This is a genomic window from Aminobacter sp. DSM 101952, from assembly GCF_001424795.1.
GTDB classification, from domain to species: Bacteria; Pseudomonadota; Alphaproteobacteria; order Rhizobiales; family Rhizobiaceae; genus Aminobacter; species Aminobacter aganoensis.
On sequence record NZ_LMCL01000012.1, the window covers coordinates 278,157 to 296,227 of the forward strand.

The 18,071-nt window shown below is 64.8% G+C and carries 19 protein-coding genes; 5 read left to right on the plus strand and 14 right to left on the minus strand.

Translation table 11 applies throughout. The features are described from left to right. Positions 1 to 19: 19 nt before the first annotated feature. Positions 20 to 913: a dihydrodipicolinate synthase family protein gene (locus tag ASC75_RS11460; RefSeq protein ID WP_055974735.1), complete on the minus strand. Its 894-nt coding sequence runs from the start codon at positions 911 to 913 to the stop codon at positions 20 to 22. Between the two features lie 115 nt (positions 914 to 1,028). On the opposite strand from ASC75_RS11460, the gene ASC75_RS11465 reads away from it, so the two are divergent. Further along, entirely contained in the window at positions 1,029 to 1,676 is a 648-nt protein-coding gene (locus ASC75_RS11465; RefSeq protein ID WP_055974737.1) for a GntR family transcriptional regulator, read from the plus strand. An 83-nt stretch (positions 1,677 to 1,759) separates the two neighbouring features. Here ASC75_RS11465 and ASC75_RS11470 read toward each other — a convergent pair whose 3' ends face one another. Continuing rightward, positions 1,760 to 3,256, minus strand: a complete 1,497-nt coding sequence (locus ASC75_RS11470) for a CoA-acylating methylmalonate-semialdehyde dehydrogenase (RefSeq protein ID WP_055974739.1) — start codon at positions 3,254 to 3,256, stop codon at positions 1,760 to 1,762. 180 nt (positions 3,257 to 3,436) lie between these two features. On the opposite strand from ASC75_RS11470, the gene ASC75_RS11475 reads away from it, so the two are divergent. The 3 genes from ASC75_RS11475 to ASC75_RS11485 all read left to right on the plus strand — a co-directional run bounded on the left by ASC75_RS11475 (position 3,437) and on the right by ASC75_RS11485 (position 5,460). Next, entirely contained in the window at positions 3,437 to 4,318 is an 882-nt protein-coding gene (locus tag ASC75_RS11475) for a LysR family transcriptional regulator (RefSeq protein WP_055974742.1), read from the plus strand. 105 nt (positions 4,319 to 4,423) lie between these two features. Continuing rightward, a complete protein-coding gene (locus ASC75_RS11480; RefSeq protein ID WP_055974744.1) occupies positions 4,424 to 5,053 on the plus strand; it encodes a hypothetical protein in 630 nt (209 codons plus the stop codon). A 5-nt stretch (positions 5,054 to 5,058) separates the two neighbouring features. Beyond that, positions 5,059 to 5,460, plus strand: a complete 402-nt coding sequence (locus ASC75_RS11485) for a VOC family protein (RefSeq protein ID WP_055974747.1) — start codon at positions 5,059 to 5,061, stop codon at positions 5,458 to 5,460. Between the two features lie 4 nt (positions 5,461 to 5,464). On the opposite strand, the gene ASC75_RS11490 is transcribed toward ASC75_RS11485, so the two are convergent. The 10 genes from ASC75_RS11490 to ASC75_RS11535 all read right to left on the minus strand — a co-directional run bounded on the left by ASC75_RS11490 (position 5,465) and on the right by ASC75_RS11535 (position 15,022). Then, positions 5,465 to 6,721: a D-amino acid dehydrogenase gene (locus tag ASC75_RS11490; RefSeq protein ID WP_055974750.1), complete on the minus strand. Its 1,257-nt coding sequence runs from the start codon at positions 6,719 to 6,721 to the stop codon at positions 5,465 to 5,467. Positions 6,722 to 6,847: 126 nt separating this feature from the next. Next, a complete protein-coding gene (locus ASC75_RS11495; RefSeq protein ID WP_055974753.1) occupies positions 6,848 to 7,390 on the minus strand; it encodes a GreA/GreB family elongation factor in 543 nt (180 codons plus the stop codon). A gap of 67 nt (positions 7,391 to 7,457) precedes the next feature. Then, positions 7,458 to 7,886 (minus strand): nucleoside diphosphate kinase regulator, encoded by a 429-nt coding sequence (gene rnk / locus ASC75_RS11500; RefSeq protein ID WP_055974756.1) that lies wholly within the window; start codon positions 7,884 to 7,886, stop codon positions 7,458 to 7,460. A 287-nt stretch (positions 7,887 to 8,173) separates the two neighbouring features. Next, entirely contained in the window at positions 8,174 to 8,692 is a 519-nt protein-coding gene (locus ASC75_RS11505) for an RNA pyrophosphohydrolase (RefSeq protein WP_055974758.1), read from the minus strand. Positions 8,693 to 8,698: 6 nt separating this feature from the next. Further along, positions 8,699 to 9,853 (minus strand): divergent polysaccharide deacetylase family protein, encoded by a 1,155-nt coding sequence (locus ASC75_RS11510; protein WP_156381206.1) that lies wholly within the window; start codon positions 9,851 to 9,853, stop codon positions 8,699 to 8,701. A gap of 98 nt (positions 9,854 to 9,951) precedes the next feature. Continuing rightward, entirely contained in the window at positions 9,952 to 11,280 is a 1,329-nt protein-coding gene (locus ASC75_RS11515; protein ID WP_055974762.1) for a S41 family peptidase, read from the minus strand. 1 nt (position 11,281) lies between these two features. After that, on the minus strand, positions 11,282 to 12,601 hold the full coding sequence (locus ASC75_RS11520; protein WP_055974765.1) for a murein hydrolase activator EnvC: 1,320 nt from the start codon (positions 12,599 to 12,601) through the stop codon (positions 11,282 to 11,284). Positions 12,602 to 12,723: 122 nt separating this feature from the next. Continuing rightward, positions 12,724 to 13,206, minus strand: coding sequence for a 23S rRNA (pseudouridine(1915)-N(3))-methyltransferase RlmH (gene rlmH / locus ASC75_RS11525; protein ID WP_055974768.1), 483 nt, complete (start codon positions 13,204 to 13,206; stop codon positions 12,724 to 12,726). A gap of 17 nt (positions 13,207 to 13,223) precedes the next feature. Then, a complete protein-coding gene (gene rsfS, locus ASC75_RS11530; RefSeq protein WP_055974772.1) occupies positions 13,224 to 13,601 on the minus strand; it encodes a ribosome silencing factor in 378 nt (125 codons plus the stop codon). 170 nt (positions 13,602 to 13,771) lie between these two features. Continuing rightward, complete coding sequence (locus ASC75_RS11535; protein ID WP_055974775.1) at positions 13,772 to 15,022, minus strand: MFS transporter; 1,251 nt, start codon at positions 15,020 to 15,022, stop codon at positions 13,772 to 13,774. A gap of 210 nt (positions 15,023 to 15,232) precedes the next feature. Between ASC75_RS11535 and ASC75_RS11540 the strand changes: the two genes are divergently transcribed. After that, positions 15,233 to 16,063, plus strand: a complete 831-nt coding sequence (locus ASC75_RS11540; protein WP_055975463.1) for an AraC family transcriptional regulator — start codon at positions 15,233 to 15,235, stop codon at positions 16,061 to 16,063. A gap of 49 nt (positions 16,064 to 16,112) precedes the next feature. Here ASC75_RS11540 and ASC75_RS11545 read toward each other — a convergent pair whose 3' ends face one another. Beyond that, positions 16,113 to 16,703, minus strand: a complete 591-nt coding sequence (locus ASC75_RS11545) for a nicotinate-nucleotide adenylyltransferase (protein WP_055974778.1) — start codon at positions 16,701 to 16,703, stop codon at positions 16,113 to 16,115. Between the two features lie 87 nt (positions 16,704 to 16,790). Further along, entirely contained in the window at positions 16,791 to 18,071 is a 1,281-nt protein-coding gene (locus ASC75_RS11550; RefSeq protein WP_055974782.1) for a glutamate-5-semialdehyde dehydrogenase, read from the minus strand.

The window sequence follows — 18,071 nt, forward strand, 5'->3', positions numbered from 1 at the left end:
CCCCCGGGCTTGCCCCTGATCAGAACGACGGCAGTTTGGGCCTGATCGCCAGCGCATCCTTGATGATCTTTTCGGCCGCGTTGCGGCGCTCGCCGGAAAGCGGCTTGCGCGGCATGCGCACGCGGTCGTTGGAGCCGATCGCCAGCACCTCCGCCAGCTTGATGTTCTGGACCAGATAGGTCGAGACGTCGAGGTCGAGCAGTGGGCGGAACCAACGGTAGATCGCAAGCGCCTCTTCGCGGCGACCCTGCTTCATCAGCTGGTAGATGGCGACCGTCTCGCGCGGGAAGGCAACAACCAGTCCCGCGACCCAGCCGATGGCGCCGACCGACAGTGCCTCGAAGGCGAGGTTGTCGACGCCGGTGAACAGATCGTAGCGGTTGCCCAGGCGATTGATGATCTCGGTCGAGCGGCGGATGTCGTCCGACGATTCCTTGACCGCGACGAAGCGCTTGTCCGACGCCAGCTCCTCCATCTGGTCGACGGTGACGTCGACGCGATAGGCGAGGCGATTGGAATAGATCATCACCGGCAGGTCGCCGGCTTCGGCCACGGCGCGAAGGGCGGCCACCGTCTCTTCCGGATTGGTGTGGTAGATCGGGCTCGGCACAACCATCAGGCCGGAGGCGCCTTCCTTGGCGGCGCGCCTGGCGATCGCGGCTGCTTCGCGGGTGCCGGCCTCGTTGACGGTCAGCAGCACCGGCTTGTTGCCGGCGACCTTCTGGGCCGTCTTCAGCACCTCGATCTTCTCGTCATGCGACAGCATCGGGCCTTCGCCGAGCGAGCCGGCGACGATCAGGCCGTCGCACCCTGCCTCCATCTGCAACGCAAAGCAGCGCTCCATCTCGGCATGGTCGAGGCGGTCGTCCGCCGTGAACTTGGTGGTGACTGCTGGGATGACTCCGGCCCACATGGTGCTTTCTCCATCTGATATATCACTGATATATGACGAGGAAACCAGTGCTGTCAATCCAGATTCGGCTCTGATATATCAAAAATATATCATTGCGCTTTCAAACGATTCGATCATGCAAGTTGAGAAACTGGAACCGGCAGCGACCCGCGCCTATCACGAGCTGGAACGGCTGATCGTGACCCTGGAACTCGCCCCCGGCAGCGTTGCCACCGAAGGCGGACTGATCGATCGGCTCGGCCTCGGCCGCACGCCGGTGCGCGAGGCGATCCAGCGGCTGGCTTGGGAAGGGCTCGTCGAGATCAGGCCGCGCGCCGGCCTGGCGATTGCGCCGCTCCACCCCGGCGACTGGCTGCGCGTGCTCGACGCGCGGCGCGGCATCGAACTCGTGCTCGCCCGCTCGGCGGCGCGCTTCGTCACCCGCGACGCCGCCAACCAGTTCCATGCCGCCGCCCTGGCGATGCAGAAGGCAGTGATTGCGGCCGACGTGCTCGGCTTCCTCGAAGCCGACAAGGCCCTCGACGAAGCGCTGGCGCTCGCCGCCGACAATGATTTCGCCGCCCGGCTGGCCGCGCCCTTGCAGACCCACAGCCGCCGCTTCTGGTTCCGCTACCAGCGCGAGACCGGCCTCGCCGCGTCGGCCGAACACCATGTCGCGTTGATCCGCTCGATCCTCGAGCATGACGAGGAAGGTGCGGCTCAGGAAGCCGAGCGGCTTATGTCGATGCTGCGCGCCCACGCCGAGTCGGCGGCGACACGGTAGCAGCTCCGGAGTCGAACCGGATACGCAAAACGGCCCAGAAGCGAGTTCCGGGCCGTTTCAGTTTTAGGATTGATCGAGGGCTATCAGTTCATCGTCGGAATGACGAACTCCGCACCATCCTTCACACCCGAGGGCCAGCGCGACGTCACCGTCTTGGTCTTGGTGTAGAAGCGGAAGGCATCGGTGCCGTGCTGGTTCAGGTCGCCGAAGGACGACGCCTTCCAGCCGCCGAAGGTGTAGTAGGCGATCGGCACCGGGATCGGCACGTTGATCCCGACCATGCCGACCTGGACGCGGGAGGCGAAATCGCGGGCAGCGTCGCCGTCACGGGTGAAGATGGCAACGCCGTTGCCCATCTCGTGGTCGTTGGCGAGCTTGATCGCGTTCTCATAGTTCGGCGCACGGACGACCGACAGCACCGGACCGAAGATCTCTTCCTTGTAGACGCGCATTTCGGCGGTGACATGGTCGAACAGGCAGCCGCCCATGTAGAAGCCGTTCTCGTAGCCCTGCATCTTGAAGCCGCGGCCGTCGACGACCAGCTTGGCGCCTTCCTTGACGCCGATGTCGACGTAACCCTTGATGCGCTCCAGCGCCTCGCGCGTCACCACCGGGCCGAAATCGGCCGACGAGTCGGTCGAAGGGCCGACCTTCAGGCTTTCGACGCGCGGAACCAGCTTTTCCATCAGCCGCTCGGCCGTGTCGTGGCCGACCGGCACCGCCACCGAGATCGCCATGCAGCGCTCGCCGGCCGAGCCGTAGCCGGCGCCGATCAGCGCGTCGACTGTCTGGTCCATGTCGGCGTCTGGCATGATGATCATGTGGTTCTTGGCGCCGCCGAAGCACTGCACGCGCTTACCGTTGGCGCAGCCGCGGCTGTAGATGTACTGGGCGATCGGCGTCGAGCCGACAAAGCCGACGGCCTTGATGTCGGGATCGTCGAGGATGGCGTCGACCACGGTCTTGTCGCCGTTGACGACGTTGAGGATGCCGGCGGGAAGACCCGCTTCAAGGAACAGCTCGGCAATGCGCAGCGGCACGCCCGGGTCGCGCTCGGAAGGCTTCAGGATGAAGGCGTTGCCGCAGGCGATGGCCGGGGCGATTTTCCACAGGGGGATCATCGCCGGGAAGTTGAACGGGGTGATGCCGGCGACGACGCCGAGCGCCTGGCGCATCGAGTAGACGTCGATGCCGGGACCAGCGCCGTCGGTGAACTCGCCCTTCATCATGTGCGGAGCGCCGATGCAGACCTCGACCACTTCAAGGCCGCGCTGGATGTCGCCCTTGGCGTCGGCGATGGTCTTGCCGTGTTCGCGGGCCAGCAGTTCGGCCAGCGAGTCGTATTCCTTCTGCACCAGCTCCAGGAACTTCATCAGCACGCGCACGCGGCGCTGCGGATTGGTGGCTGCCCATGCCGGCTGCGCTGCCTTGGCGTTTTCGACTGCGGCGCGCAGTTCCTGCGCCGAGGCCAGCGCCACGGTGGCGCGCACCGAGCCGTCCATCGGCTGCAGCACGTCCTGCTTGCGTCCGCTGGTGCCGGCGACATGCTTGCCGCCGATGAAATGACCGTAGTCGACCATTGCTTCTCTCCCAATTCCTTGCTGATGGCCTATTGTCCCGCTTAACACGCGCCTTTGCAACGCGAGGGCGAACGCAACCGTTGTGCAGAAAATAAAGCCCGACAAGAGCTTGAATGCGATTTCATGCATAGTAGGGTGTGCGGACCGCAGCTTTCCTCGCCCTCAGGATGGGAATCGCCGATGAACTGGGACGACGTCCGCATCTTCCTCGCTGTCGCCCGCACCGGCCAGATCCTGGGGGCCGCGCGCCGGCTGGAGCTCAACCACGCAACGGTGTCGCGCCGCGTGGCAGCACTCGAGGAAGCGCTCAAGACCAAGCTTTTTCGCCGGCTGACGACGGGAAGCGAACTGACGCCGTCCGGCGAACGTTTCCTGGAAGTCGCCGAGCGCATGGAAGCCGACATGCTGACTGCCCGCGCCGAGATTTCGGGTGAAGGCGACGAGGTCGCGGGCACCGTGCGCATCGGCGCCCCCGACGGCTTTGGCGTCGCCTTCCTGGCCCAGCGCCTCGGTGCGCTGACGGCCCAGCACGCCGACCTCCGCATCCAGCTCGTCCCGGTTCCCAGAACCTTTTCGCTGTCGCGGCGCGAGGCCGACATTGCCATCACCACCGAGCGGCCGAGCGAAGGCCGGCTGGTGGCGGCAAAGCTCGTCGACTATTCGCTCGGCCTGTTTGCCTCGCGCGCCTATGCCGAAGAACACGGCCTGCCCACTTCGCGCACGGAGCTTTCGGCCCACCGCCTGATCGGCTACGTGCCCGATCTCGTCGTCAGCCCCTCGCTCGACTACGCCGCCGAGTTCAGTCCCTCCTGGGAGTCGGCCTTTTCGATCTCGTCGGCGCTCGGACAGGTCGAGGCGGTGCGTTCCGGCGCCGGCATCGGCATCCTGCACACCTTCATCGCCCGCACCATTTCAGAGATCGTGCCGGTGACGGCCATAGCCCCGATCCGCCGCGCCTACTGGCTCGTCTACCACGAATCCGTCCGGCCGCTGCGCCGCGTCCAGACAGTGGCGGGTTTCATCACCAAGGCGGTGGAGCGCGAACGGGCTCTGTTCATCTAGCCCATAGGCTTTGAGCGTCATGCTTTCACGCGTGCGGCGTGTCCTGAGCCCTTCCGACAATCTCGCACATCCGCTAACATCGCCCTTCCATGCGAGGAAACCGATTTGCTGCCCCGCCCCTACGCAGAATTGCTGCGCAAGGCCCGGCGCGCCACGCGACGCGCCGACGAGGCCGAGGACCTGCTTCAGACGATCCTTGTCGCGGCGGTCGAAGCAGGACGCACCGACTTGTCGAAGATCGAGAACCGGCGCTGGCTGGAAGGCGCGTTGCGGCGCCGCGCTGCCTTCGACGCGCGTTCGGCTGTACGCCGCAGGCAGCGTGAGGCACCGTTTGCCGCCGGCAGCTGCGAGCCGGCGCATGCCGAAACCGTGCCCGTGCGTTTCGTGGCGACTTTGCCGCCCAGCCTGCGCACGACCACGCTGCTGGCCCTGACGGGTCACACGCGGCAGGAGATCGCCTGGCTGCAGCGCCTTGCCGACCCCGCACTTCGCCAGCGCATCGCCGAGATCCGGCGGCGCTGGACGGCCTTTGGCGGCGACCCGGTCGCCGAAATCCCCGGCCTGGCCGGCGCGCTAGCCTTCGGAAGCATCAGGCGCTCCCTGCTGGCGATGGCGCGGCAACCGGGCGCCCTGCTCGCAAGCCACGATCCCGACGGACATCTTTTTGTGATCGGCACCTCACAAAACCCTGCCGCACGGCAACTCAACAGGCGTGCAACCGAAATCACGGAGTGACCAGAATGTTCGGCAAACGCAAACTCGGCAACATCTGCTATTACGTCTCGGATATCGACAGGACCGAGGCCTTTTATCGCGATGTCATGGGGCTGGACGTCCAGCGCATGGAGGGCGACGGAGAGGGAGAGGGCGACTGGCTGATCGCCAGCACCGTCAACGGCGTCGACCTGATCTTCTTCAAGATGGAGTCGCACCCCGGCAACTCACCCATCATCGTCTTCGAGATCGCCGACGGCGGCATCGACGACATCGTCTCGTCGCTGGCAGGCAATGGCGTGACCATCGTCACCCCAGTGAGTCATGCACCAGGCGGCTGGTCGTCCGAATTCGCCGATCCCGACGGCCACGTCATCTCGATGTACCAGTCGACGGAAGTGCCGCGTTCGCTGAAAAAGGTCGCGTGAAGGTTCAGGCCCAATAGCGCTCGGGGCCGAGGCCGCTGGCGTCGATCTCCGGCTCGCGGCCGGAGATCGTGTCGGCCAGGATTTTCGCCGAGCCGCAGGCCATCGTCCAGCCGAGCATGCCGTGGCCGGTGTTGATGTAGAGGTTCGGCAACTTGGTCCGGCCGACAATGGGCGGTCCGTCGGGTGTCATCGGCCGCAGGCCGCACCAGAAATGCGCCTCGCGCAGATTGCCGGCGCCGCCGAACAGTTCGGACAGCGACCGTTCGAGCGGCGCGCGACGCGACTCGTGCAGGGTCAGGTCGAAGCCCGACATCTCGACAGTGCCGCCGATGCGGATGCGGTCGCCGAGCCGGGTGACGGCAACCTTGTAGGTTTCGTCGATGACTGTCGAAACCGGTGCCCGGGCCGCATCCGCCACCGGCACCGTGAGCGAATAGCCCTTGAGCGGATAGACCGGCACACGCTGCTGCAGCTTGCGCATGAAGCGTTCGGAATAGCTGCCGGCGGCCAGCACGAAGGCATCCGCTCCCACGCGGCCGTCGCCGGAAGTGATCTGCCGGACCTGCCCTCCCCAGTGCTCCAGCGAAAAAACGCCCTTGCCGAACCTGAAGACGACACCGCGTTCGGCGCATAATTCGGCAAGGCGCTCGGTGAACAACCGGCAGTCGCCGGTTTCGTCGACCGGAAGCCGCAAGCCGCCGCTTATGCCCTGGCGTGCCCCGGCAAGGCCTGGTTCGCCTGCGATACAGCCCGCCGCATCGAGAATTTCATAAGGCACATCAAACCTGTCGAGGACCGCAACGTCGGAGGCTATGCCGTCCAGCTGTTGCTGGGTGCGAAACAGTTGCAACGTGCCATGGCTGCGCTCGTCGTAGCTTATGCCGGTGCCTTCGCGCAGGACCCGCAGCATGTCGCGGCTGTATTCGGCCAGCGGCATCATCAAGGCCTTGTTCGCCGCATAGCGCGATGCCGTGCAGTTGCGCAGCATCCTGGCCAGCCAGAGCCACATCTTGGGATCGAGCTTCGGGCGGAAGGAAAATGGCCCGTCCTTCATGCCGAGCCATTTGAGCGCTTTGAGAGGCACGCCGGGGGCAGCCAGCGGAGAGGCGTAGCCGGACGAGATTTCGCCCGAATTTGCAAAGCTGGTCTCCTGCGCCGGCGCCTTCTGGCGATCGTAGACGACCACCTCGTGCCCGGCCTCGGCAAGATAGTAGGCAGTCGTCACCCCGATGACACCGCCGCCGACGACTATGACCTTCATTGCGCCCCCAGGTGCCTGTCCCCCTGAACCATAATCGATTTTCAGAGTGGACCATGCACAAACACAAGATCCTACAGCGTTGTTGCGCAAGCCTGTGGGATGCGTGTCGCTGTAGCAGGCGCCTCCTCAGGCCGCCGAGGGGCCCGGATCATCGCCATTGCTGGAGCTGTGCCGGATTTTTTTCGGCGCGCCAAGTGTCTGTGGCGCATCCGAGCTGAACACCAGCACCGGGAAGCGGCGGCCGGATGGATCGGGATCGGCTTCCGGCGTCGTGATTGCCGGTCGCGCTGCCTCCGGCTGGTAGTGGATCTCGTCGACCCGGATGGTCTCCGTCGAGCCGCGGCCGCAATCGACCAAGATCGATTGGCCCTTGCGCAGGCCAAGCAATGCCAGCCCGCGTGGCACGGTGATCGGGATGATCTGTCCGACCATGCCGTCCATCGGCCCGTGCGCCACAATGCGGGTATGAGGCGCGCCGCCGTCGACACTGAATGTCACGCGGCTGTTCAGTGTCACCACATCGGCATCCGCTTCGTTGGAGAACACCACCTGCGCCGAAGCAAGCTTGCGTCGCAGCAGTGCAACGAGCGGACCACCCGACCACGCCAGGCGGTCGAGCATCGTTTTCACGATGGCGAAATCCTTGGTCGTCAATTGGCATTCGGTCATGGCGCATCTCCGCAAGCGCGGCCATCGGCCCTGCACTCGCACAGTTCGGAACTTGGTTGGCGGGCGGTCAGTTGACGCCTTCGACGGGTGCTTCCACCGAAACAATCTCGATCTCGAGACGGCGGCCGGCCCTGGAGGTCCAGGCAACCGACTGACCCTCGCGCAGGCCGATCAAGGCTGCACCGACCGGGGTCAGGATGGACACTTTGCCTTCGGCGATATCGGCCTTGCCGGGATAGACCAGCGTGACTGTCTTGACCTCGCCGTCGCCGCTGCGGAACGTCACCTTCGAGCCCATGCGGATGACATTGGCCGGAATGCGGCTGAGCGGCTTGATCTTGGCCCGGTCCATTTCCGAGAGCAGCTCCTCGGCAATTTCGGGCAGCCGATCGAGGCTGGATTCGGCAAGCCCGGTCAGCTTGGCGTGGTCGCTTTCACTCAGCACGATCTCGTGCTCGCGACGCTGCTTGATGTTCTGGCGCAATGGAAGCCTCATGAATTCTTACCCGGCCGCCGCTTCGATGCGAACGCGCGCGACCGGTCGTCCGCGAAACGGACCACCTAAATGTTCAAGCCGAACCGCGATGCGGTTCGTTGCTCATGATTTCATGCGTTGAAGAATGTGCCCCAGGGGCTCGGAAGTCGCATAGCGACCGAGCCGGGGCTAGGATCCCGCGATGGGGCAGACCCGAAACAGGGCAAAACTGCCAATATGAGCGATGGTGCACATGCGTAAAGGGTCGCTGACCCGGCACGGCTTGTCAAGGGCAGCGGCCGCGGGGCCTATGCCACGAGGTGCCTGAACGCCGCCACGACCTCGTCATAGACCTTGCGCTTGAACGGCACGATCAGGTCCGGCAACTCGACCATCGGCTTCCATGCCCAGCGGTCGAACTCGGCGGAATGCCCCCCCGGAGGTGGGTCGATGGCGATCTCGTTCTCATCTCCGTCGAAACGGAAGGCGAACCATTTTTGCGTCTGGCCGCGATATCTGCCCTTCAGCGCAATGCCCAGGAGGTGCGGCGGCAGGTCGTAGTTGATCCAGTCGGGGGCCTCGGCGAGCAGCGTGACGCTGCGCATGCCGGTTTCCTCGTAGAGTTCGCGCGTCGCGGCCGGATAGGGCGCCTCGCCCTTGTCGATACCGCCTTGCGGCATCTGCCAAAGCTGGCTGGCATCAGACAGCTCGCCGTCAGGCTCGGCAATGCGTCGCCCTGCCCAGACCAGGCCCTTGGCATTCAGCACCATGATGCCGACACAGGGACGGTAGGGCAGATCCTCCGGAGCGATCCTGTTCTTCGACATGCATTCCTATCCTCGTTCCGGGTCGCTCGCGACCGCCGAGATCGGTACGATCTCGATGCCGCGCTTGCGTGCCTCGCTTGCCCATGACGCGACCGCATCAACGGTGACGTCGAAGGCGTTGCCCGTGCCGATGGCGAACCCCTTGGCGCGGGCGGTCCGCTCGAGCTCGTCGAGCTTGCTCAGGATCGCGCCTCGATCCTGGACGGCATCGATGACTGCATCTCCCGCCGCGAACGGCACGCCGTTCTTCAGCGCCTGTTCGGGCGCCAGGCTGCGCGCCGACGAGCCGTCGTCGACATATCCGATGCCGCGCTTGCCGAGCTCTGCCATCAGCAGGCCCATCGCCTCGGGGCTCGTCGAGAAACGCGCGCCCATGTAGCTCATCACGGCGGTATAATTGGTGGTCCGCGACAGCGTCCAGCGCAGGTTCTTGAGATTTTCGTCGGCGCTGGCGTCAACGGTCAGCGTGTTGCGGCCGGGATTGACGTTGGGAAAGTCGAACGGCTCGAGCGGCACCTGCATGACGATCTCATGGCCCTCGCGCCGCGCCGTCTGCATCCAGCGGCCAAGGCTGTTGCCTTGCGGCGCAAATCCCAGCGTCACCTCGGGCGGCAGCTTGCCGATCGCTTGCTGCGTCCCGGTTTGCGACAGGCCGAGCCCGCCGATGACGATCGCCACCCTGGCGCCGCGCGCACCCGACCACGCTCCCGCATAGACGTCGAACGCCCGCCGGCCGTCTGCCGCGCGAATGGGCAGCGGGCCGGTTGCGCTGTCTTCGATCAGCGCCCTGTCGGGAAGATGCGCTATCCGCGGGTTCTGACCCACCGCCGACGGGTCGCGGATGACGATCGCGCCACTGCCTTCGGTCGGGTTGACCTTGATGATTGACGGGCCGCCATTGGAGACCGGGCTCGATGGCTGGGCCGCAGGCAACGCCTCGGCGGGGACCGGAACTACTTCCGGCTTGGACACGGCAACAAGCCCGGGCGCCCGGAATGGCTTGTCGCGCAGCGCGATGGCCGCCGAAACCGCGACGACCGCCAGCAGGCAAATCCCTGCGACAAGCGGCCCCTTGCGCAGCCGGGACGCGCGCCCGCCTCCAGGACGACGCCCTGGCGTTTGTCCGAGCGGACGGTCGATTTCCTTGTCGATCTGCACCACGACCTGCGGCTAGCCCCCGAATCAAACTGCCGGAACCTTGCGGTCCCGGCAGCATCGCATTGCCCAGCCATGCAGGCCAGCTTTTCGCTGGCTCTTGCCTACTGGTTGTTCATCACGGCCTTGTCCGGATTCGGCGGGAACGCCGGATCGGTCTTCTGGCCGCGCAGCAACTCAAGCGCATAGTTGAGCTGCAGGTCGTCCTTCGGCTCCGGCGGCACATAGGCGGCCGAACCCGAGCCCGTGTCGCTCTCCTCGGCGCCCTTGATGTGGCCCTTGAGCTCCGATTCGCCGCGGGTCACGTCGCGACCCTGCAGATCGGCAGGCAACGGCTGGTCGACCTTGATGTCGGGCGTGATGCCCTTGCCCTGGATCGACTTGCCCGACGGCGTGTAATAGAGCGCCGTCGTCAGGCGGAGCGCACCGTTCTCGGCCAGCGGGATGATGGTCTGCACCGAGCCCTTGCCGAAGGACTGTGTGCCCACAACGGTTGCCCTGCGATGATCCTGCAGTGCGCCCGCCACGATTTCCGAGGCGCTCGCCGAACCGCCATTGACCAGGACGATCAGCGGCTTGCCGTCGATGTCGTCGCCGGCACGCGAATCGAAGCGCGTGATGTCCTTCGGATCGCGACCGCGCGTCGAGACGATCTCGCCACGATCGAGGAAGGTATCGGACACGCTCACCGCCTGGTCGAGCAGGCCGCCCGGATTGAGGCGCAGGTCGAGCACGTAGCCCTTGAGCTTGTCGTCCGGCACCTGTTTCTTGATCTGCTCGATGGCATTCTGCAGGTCGTCGAAGGTCTTCTCGGTGAAGGAGGTGATCTTCATGTAGCCAACGTCGTTGTCGACGCGGAACTTGACGGCCTTGACCTTGATGACGTCGCGCACGATCGAAATCTCGATCGGCTTGTCGGCACCTTCGCGCAGAATCGTCAGCTTGATCGGCGTGTTGATCAGTCCGCGCATCTTCTCGACGGCGTCGTTCAGCGTCAGGCCGCGAACTTCCTCGCCATCGATCTTGGAGATGAAGTCGCCGGCCAGCACGCCCGCCTTGGCGGCAGGAGTGTCGTCGATCGGAGTGATGACCTTGACCAGCTCGTTCTCCATCGTCACCTCGATGCCGAGGCCGCCGAACTCGCCCTTGGTCTGGACGCGCATGTCCTTGGCAGCTTCGGCGTTGAGATACGACGAATGCGGGTCAAGCGACGTCAGCATGCCGTTGATGGCATTCTCGATCAGCGACTTCTCGTCCGGCGGGGTCACATACTGGCCGCGCACGCGCTCGAAGATATCGCCGAAGATAGCGAGCTGGCGGTAGGTTTCCGAACCTGCCGCGTTTGCCGTCGAGCCTGGCGCACCATACACCAGGCCCATGGCCGTGGCTCCCATCAGCGCCCCGGCAAGCAGAAGCGACAGTTTACGCATCATTTCATGTCCTTCCAGAGGTGCGGTCCGCCCACCACGGGGTCGGATCGACGGGTTTTCCATCCTTGCGGAACTCGACATAGAGTTCCGGCGTCGCATTCGCATTGTCGGAGGCCGAGGTGCTCGCCACCCTCGCCTCTCCCATCGCACCGATCGGTTCGCCAGCTAGTACGGACTGACCCGGCGCAACGGTGATTCTGCTCATCCCCGCCAAGACGACATGATAGCCGTCGCCGGCATTAAGGATCAAGAGTTGACCATAGGAGCGGAAAGGCCCCGCATAAAGAACGCTTCCATCCGCCGGAGCGGTCACGATGGCGCCCGATTGTGTCGCAACCATGTCCCCGAGCATGGTCCCGCCTATGCCGTCGTCAGCGCCGAAGCGGCGCTTGAAGCGCCCGGTGACAGGCAGGGAAACCTGGCCTTGAAGCAGGGAAAATGGAGCGGAAGCAACAAGTTGGTTGGCTTCCGGCACGGCAGCGACGACGGGCTCGTTGGCCGCTTTTGCCGCCGCTTCGGCAGCCTTTCTCGCGGCCTCCGCATCGGCTGCTTTCTTGATCGCCAGCTTGTCGAGCGAGGCGATCAAATCTTTGAGACTGTCGGCGCGCGCGGCCAGTTGGGCCGCGTTCTTGGATTCTTCGGCAAGCGCTGTCTCGGTGCTCGAGCGCAGCCGGCTCTTGGCCTCGAGCAGCAGGTCGAGCCGCGCCTTTTCGCCGGCTTGCGCAGTCATCGCTGTTGTCAGCCGATCGCGCTCGCCTTCGATCGAGGTCACGACCCGCGACAACTCCTTGAGGTCGGCCATCAGGATCTCGGTCTCCGACCGCAGTTCGGGCACCACCGCGCCGAGCAGGATGGCGCTGCGCACCGATGACAACGCATCCTCCGGCTTGACCAGGATGGCCGGCGGCGGATTGAGCCCCATGCGCTGCAACGCGCCGAGCACCTCGGCCAGCACGGATTTGCGCATGTTGAGCGAGCTGCGGATGCCGGATTCCTGCTCCTTCATCCCTTCGAGCTTGCCGGCGATGTCCTCGATGTCCTGCGAAAGCTTGCGTTCGGTCTTGGCCGACTGGATGAGCGCCGCCGTGATCGAGGCGTGATCCTTTTTCACCTGGGCGATTTCGGCTGCCAGCTTCTCGCGGCGCTCGGACGAAACCTGGATGTCGCGCGACAGGTTCTCGAGCTCGGAACGGGTCCTGTCGGGATCGGGCAAGGGTGGCCCCATCTGCGCTGACGCAGCCCCGCAGGCGAGCGCAATCCAGCCCGCCGCGACGATGCCGCGGCATGGCTGGAGCCACGCCTTCAGGGAAAAATTCCGCGCCATGCGATGATCCGGTTCTATGTCTGTGACCTTAGCGGCGGCATCGTTAACGAACCATCAACCATGTTTGCCGGGCGCGACCGCATGCGGACTTTTGCCCGGCCATTTTGTCGAATTCCGGGCACTCACGCGCGGTGGTACGGATGCCCCGAGAGAATTGTCGCGGCACGATAGAGTTGCTCGCCGAGCATGATACGAACCATCTGGTGCGGCCATGTGGCAGCACCGAACGAGATCAGCAATTGCGCCTCGTTGCGAAGCGCCTCGTCATGGCCGTCGGGGCCGCCGATGGCGATCATCAACCCGCGCTGGCCACCGTCGCGCAGCCCGGCGATCTTGTCGGCAAATTGTTGCGATGAAAGGTTCTTGCCGCGCTCGTCGAGCAGGACCAGCGCCGTTCCCGACGCCATCTGCGCGCGCAGCCTGTCGGCTTCCTCGCGCCGCCGTTCGTCGACGTTCTGCGCCCGGCTTTCGGCAATCTCGGTGACCCCGGAAAAGTCCAGGCCGAGTGGCCCGCCGCTTTTCGAGAACCGGTCAAGATAGCGGTCGGCGAGATCCTTCTCAGGGCCGGCTTTCATCCGGCCCACGGCATGTATCGCGACCTTCATCCCTGTCGTCTAACGGCTCAATGAACCGTTTCTTCCTCGAGATCCGGGGCCTGCCACATCTTTTCGATGTTGTAGAACTCGCGGATTTCGGGCCGGAAGACGTGCACGATGACATCACCGGAATCGATGAGCACCCAGTCGGCACCCGACATGCCCTCGACGCGGGGCGCGCCGAGACCGGCATCCTTGAGCGCCTTGAGGAGATGATCGGCTACCGCCGCGACATGACGGTGCGACCGGCCCGAGGCTACGACCATGTAGTCGCCCAGGCTCGATTTCCCCTGAATGTCGATGGAGACGATGTCTTCGGCCTTGGAGTCTTCCAGACTGGCAAGGACTGTCTTGATGGCGCGGGCAACAGCGTCTATTTCGCCTATCCCGGCCGGCGAAGGCAGGATTTCCGCCCTCTTCCGAAGTGCTGTTCTCAGTGTCTTTCCTTTCCGACAGGAACAACCAAATCACCCTGAACTCGGATGACACCATTTAAATAGGCAGAGTTGGGGTACAGTTTCAAGACGAGACCCAACAAGTTGATCGCCTGGGGCTGGCCGTGCACGACTTTCCCCTAGGGATCGACCGACGGCGGCAGCTGCGCCGACATCGGCGAAAAGCTGCCCGCTTCGCCCGCCGGCACGGCTCGGCTGGTCCGCAGCCGCCACAGGACGAACGCCGTGAACACGGCTGCTATGACAATCGCCACATGCATGAAGGCCTGGGTGCCGTAGACCGCGGTCAGCACGGTCCCGAGGCCGGGGACGACGAAACCCGACAGCGACCAGGCGAACAGCATGCTGCTGGACAACGCCACGAGATCGTCCTTGTGGGCCCGGTCGCTGGCATGCGCGCTCGACAGCGAATAGATCGATTCGCTCGCGCCGCTCCACACGACGTAGATCGCAACCATGATCGGCAGCGCGCTGCCGTCGAAACGGCTGGCGGCAAGGCCGGCAATCACCACCAGCAACCCCGCCGCCACCAGGACATGGCGCCGGTCCGTGCGGTCGGAAACCCACCCGAACGGAATCTGGAACAGCAGCGTGCCGAGCGGCATGGCAAACAACAGCGTCGCCACCTCCTGCTGGCTGAAGCCGCTGGCGGTGGCGTGGATCGGCGCAAAGCCGGCAATCATCATAGATAGGCCGCCAACGGCCAGCATGCCTGCGACGCCCACGGGCGAGATGCGCCAGGCCCGTGCGAGCGCCACCGATGCCGACATCGGCGGTGGCGGCTGGCGCAGGCGGGTCAGCCCGACAGGCAGGATGGAGATGGCAGCGAAGGCAACGCACAGCAGCGGCGCCTGGGCCGTGGCGATGTCGACGAAGCGCAGCAAGAACGAGCCGACGCCAAGGCCGACGACATAAGCTACGTAGAAGATCGCCATGACTCTGCCGCGTATCTCGTTGCCGACGGCATCGTTGAGCCAGCTCTGGGCAACGATGAACAGCCCGCATATGGCAAAGCCGTAGAGCACCCGCGCAGCGATCCAGACGAACGGGAAAGTGCCTGCGCCAACGGCGACATTCGACAACACGATCAACGCGGAGAAGACCATGTAGGCGCGCGCATGGCCGACGCGGCGAACCAGCATGCCGGTGAGCAGGCAGCCGGCGATGCCGCCGGCCGAGAGGCCGGTGAGGATCGAGCCTGCCCAGGCCGGCGCATATCCTGCCGCGCCGAGGCGAACGGGGATGTAGCCGAACATCAGGCCGTTGCCGACGGCAACCAGCGCCATGGCCAGGATCACGCCGACGACGGCTATGGCCGGCGTCCGTCCGCCATCCTCCACTGCAACCGCAACATCGCCCCGCTGACCCATGCACCAACCTCGCCTGCCCAAGACCCTTGCGCAGCCGCGATTGCGACATGGATCGTGCTGGCTTGGCCAAAATCCCGGACTGGATCAAAAGTCGTCCGCCGGCGTTTTCGCCATCGACATCTTCGCAAAAAAGCGCTGTGCAGCAAGCGCGATCAAATGGGCCGCCCCGGCAGCAGGCATATCGGGGCCGTCCTCATGCCGGAAGCAACCATGACCCCCGTTCAGAAAGCCATCTGGTTCATCGAAAGCCACTACTTCAGCGACATCGGGCTCGACGAAATCGCCACGGCTGGCGGCGTTTCGCGTTTCCACATGTCCCGAGCTTTCGCTGCCGCCACCGGCTATTCGGTCATGGGTTACATCCGTGCGCGCCGCCTGACAGACGCGGCGCATGCGCTGGCCAAGGGCGCACCCGACATATTGGCGATAGCGCTCGACGCCGGCTACGGCTCGCATGAGGCGTTCACCCGGGCTTTCCGCAGCCAATTCGGGCAGACGCCCGAGGAGGTGCGGGCCAATGGCACCGTTCCCCAATTCGAATGCGTGGAGCATCTCAAGATGGATGAAACCTTTGTCGAAAACCTTGCCCCGTCGCGCTTCGTCGACGGCACCCCCTTGCTCATCGCTGGTCTCAGCGAGCGCTACACCAGCGAAACCAGCCATGGCATACCTGCGCTGTGGCAGCGTTTCGGCCCGCATTTCGGCAGCGTTCCAAGCCAGAAGAACCATGTCGGCTATGGCGTCTGCTACAACTTCGACGACGACAGCTTCGAGTACATTGCCGGTGTCGAGGTCTCCGATTTCTCCAGCCTGACGTCGGAATACAGCCGCCTGCGCATTCCGCCGCAGCGTTACGCCGTGTTCGCCACCACCGACCACATCTCGATGATCCGGCGCATCACCCACACTGTGTGGAGCAAGTGGTTGCCCACCTCGGGACATCAGGCCGCCGACGGCCCCAATTTCGAACTCTACCCCGAGAGCTTCGACCCTGCGACGGGCAATGGCGGCTACGAGCTCTGGATCCCGATCAGGGGCTAGCTAGATTTCAGAAAAGTGCGCACGGTTTCCGTCCGCAATTGCGCCCACTCTAGGTTTTGGCTGTGCCGTTCCGCAAAGCCGTCGACGACAGCAGCGAACGCGGTCCGTGGATGAAGGTCCAGGCCGGGGCCTTCATCCGCGCCAGAAGCGGCGCGTCACCCTCGTCGACGCGGGCGTAGTCGAAGGTCTTGGCGACGACCGAAGACAGGAACGACAGCGTCGCCCCCGGCCGGTCGATGACCGCGATCGGAAAGGTCATGACGATCTGGCGCCAGCGCTGCCAGCGGTGGAAGCCGCGCAGATTGTCGGCACCCATGATCCAGACGAAATCGACGCCCGGATTGCGCGCCTTGATCAGCGCCAGCGTGTCGGCGGTGTAGCGCACGTGATGCGCGGCTTCGAAGGCCGTGACCTTGATGCGCGGATTCTTGGCGACCTGCTCCGACAATTCGATGCGTTTTGCCAGAGGTGCCAGCTCGCGCGTGCTCTTGAGCGGATTGCCTGGCGTCACCATCCACCACAACTGGTCGAGTTGCAGGCGGCGCATCGCGATTTCCGCGACAAGGCCATGGCCGGCATGCGGCGGGTTGAACGAGCCACCAAACAGCCCGACCTGCACGCCCTTCATCGCATGCGGCATGCGCAGGTATTTTTGCGAAACTGGCGGCTCTGACGGCAACAGCAACTCTAAGCCCCCTGAGCCGTCACACCGACCCGATGCGTCCCGTCACGGCCTGAGCTGTCCGTTGCCGCGCACGCGGTACTTGAACGAGGTCAGCTGCTCGACGCCGACCGGTCCGCGCGCATGCATCTTGCCGGTGGCGATGCCGATCTCGGCGCCCATGCCGAACTCGCCGCCATCGGCAAACTGCGTCGAGGCGTTGTGCAGCAGGATCGCCGAGTCGATCTCGTTGAAGAAGCGCTCGACCGCCTTGGCATCCTCGGCGACGAGCGCCTCGGTATGGTGCGAAGAGAACGTCTCGATGTGCTCGATGGCACCGGCGACGCCATCGACAAGCTTCACCGAAATGATGGCGTCGAGGTATTCCGTCACCCAATCGGCATCGGTCGCGGGCTTGGCGTCGGCGAAGGCTGCAAGCACGTCCTCTTCGGCGTGGATTTCGCAGCCAGCCGCATGCAGCGCCTCGAGCACCGGTACCAGATGGGTCGAAGCAACGGCACGGTCAACCAGCAGCGTCTCCGCAGCCCCGCAAATGCCGGTACGGCGCATCTTGGCGTTGACGGCGATCGCCACCGCCATGTCGAGCTTGGCCGACTTGTCGATGTAGAGATGGCAGATCCCTTCGAGATGGGCAAACACAGGCACGCGCGCCTCGTTCTGCACGCGCTCGACCAGGCTCTTGCCGCCACGCGGGATGATGACGTCGAGATTGCCCGACAGGCCCTTCAGCATCTCGCCGACGGCAGCGCGATCGGCCACCGGCACCAGCTGGATCGCGTCCTCGGGCAGCTTGGCCGCCTTCAAACCTTCGACCAGGCAGGAATGGATCGCCAGCGACGAATTGAGCGAGTCCGAACCGCCGCGCAGGATCACCGAATTGCCCGCCTTGAGGCAGAGCGCGCCCGCGTCGGCGGTTACGTTCGGCCGGCTTTCATAGATCACGCCGATGACGCCGAGCGGCGTGCGCACGCGCTCGATGTGCAGGCCGTTGGGACGGTCCCATGCGGCGATGACCTCGCCGACCGGGTCGCGAAGATCGGCAATCGCGCGGATGCCATCGGCCATGTCGCGGATGCGCGCGGGCGTCAGCTTGAGCCGGTCCATGAACGAGCCGCTCAGGCCGGCCTCCTCGCCATTCGAAACGTCGATGGCATTGGTGTCGAGGATTTCCTGTTCGCGGCGCGTGATCGCCTCGGCCATGCCGATCAGGGCGGCATGCTTGCGTTCGGCGCTGGCGATGGCGAGCGGTCGGGCGGCAGCGCGAGCCTTGCGTCCGATTTCGGCCATCAGCCGCGTCGTGTCTCCGCTCTCATGCGCCTTCAGCAT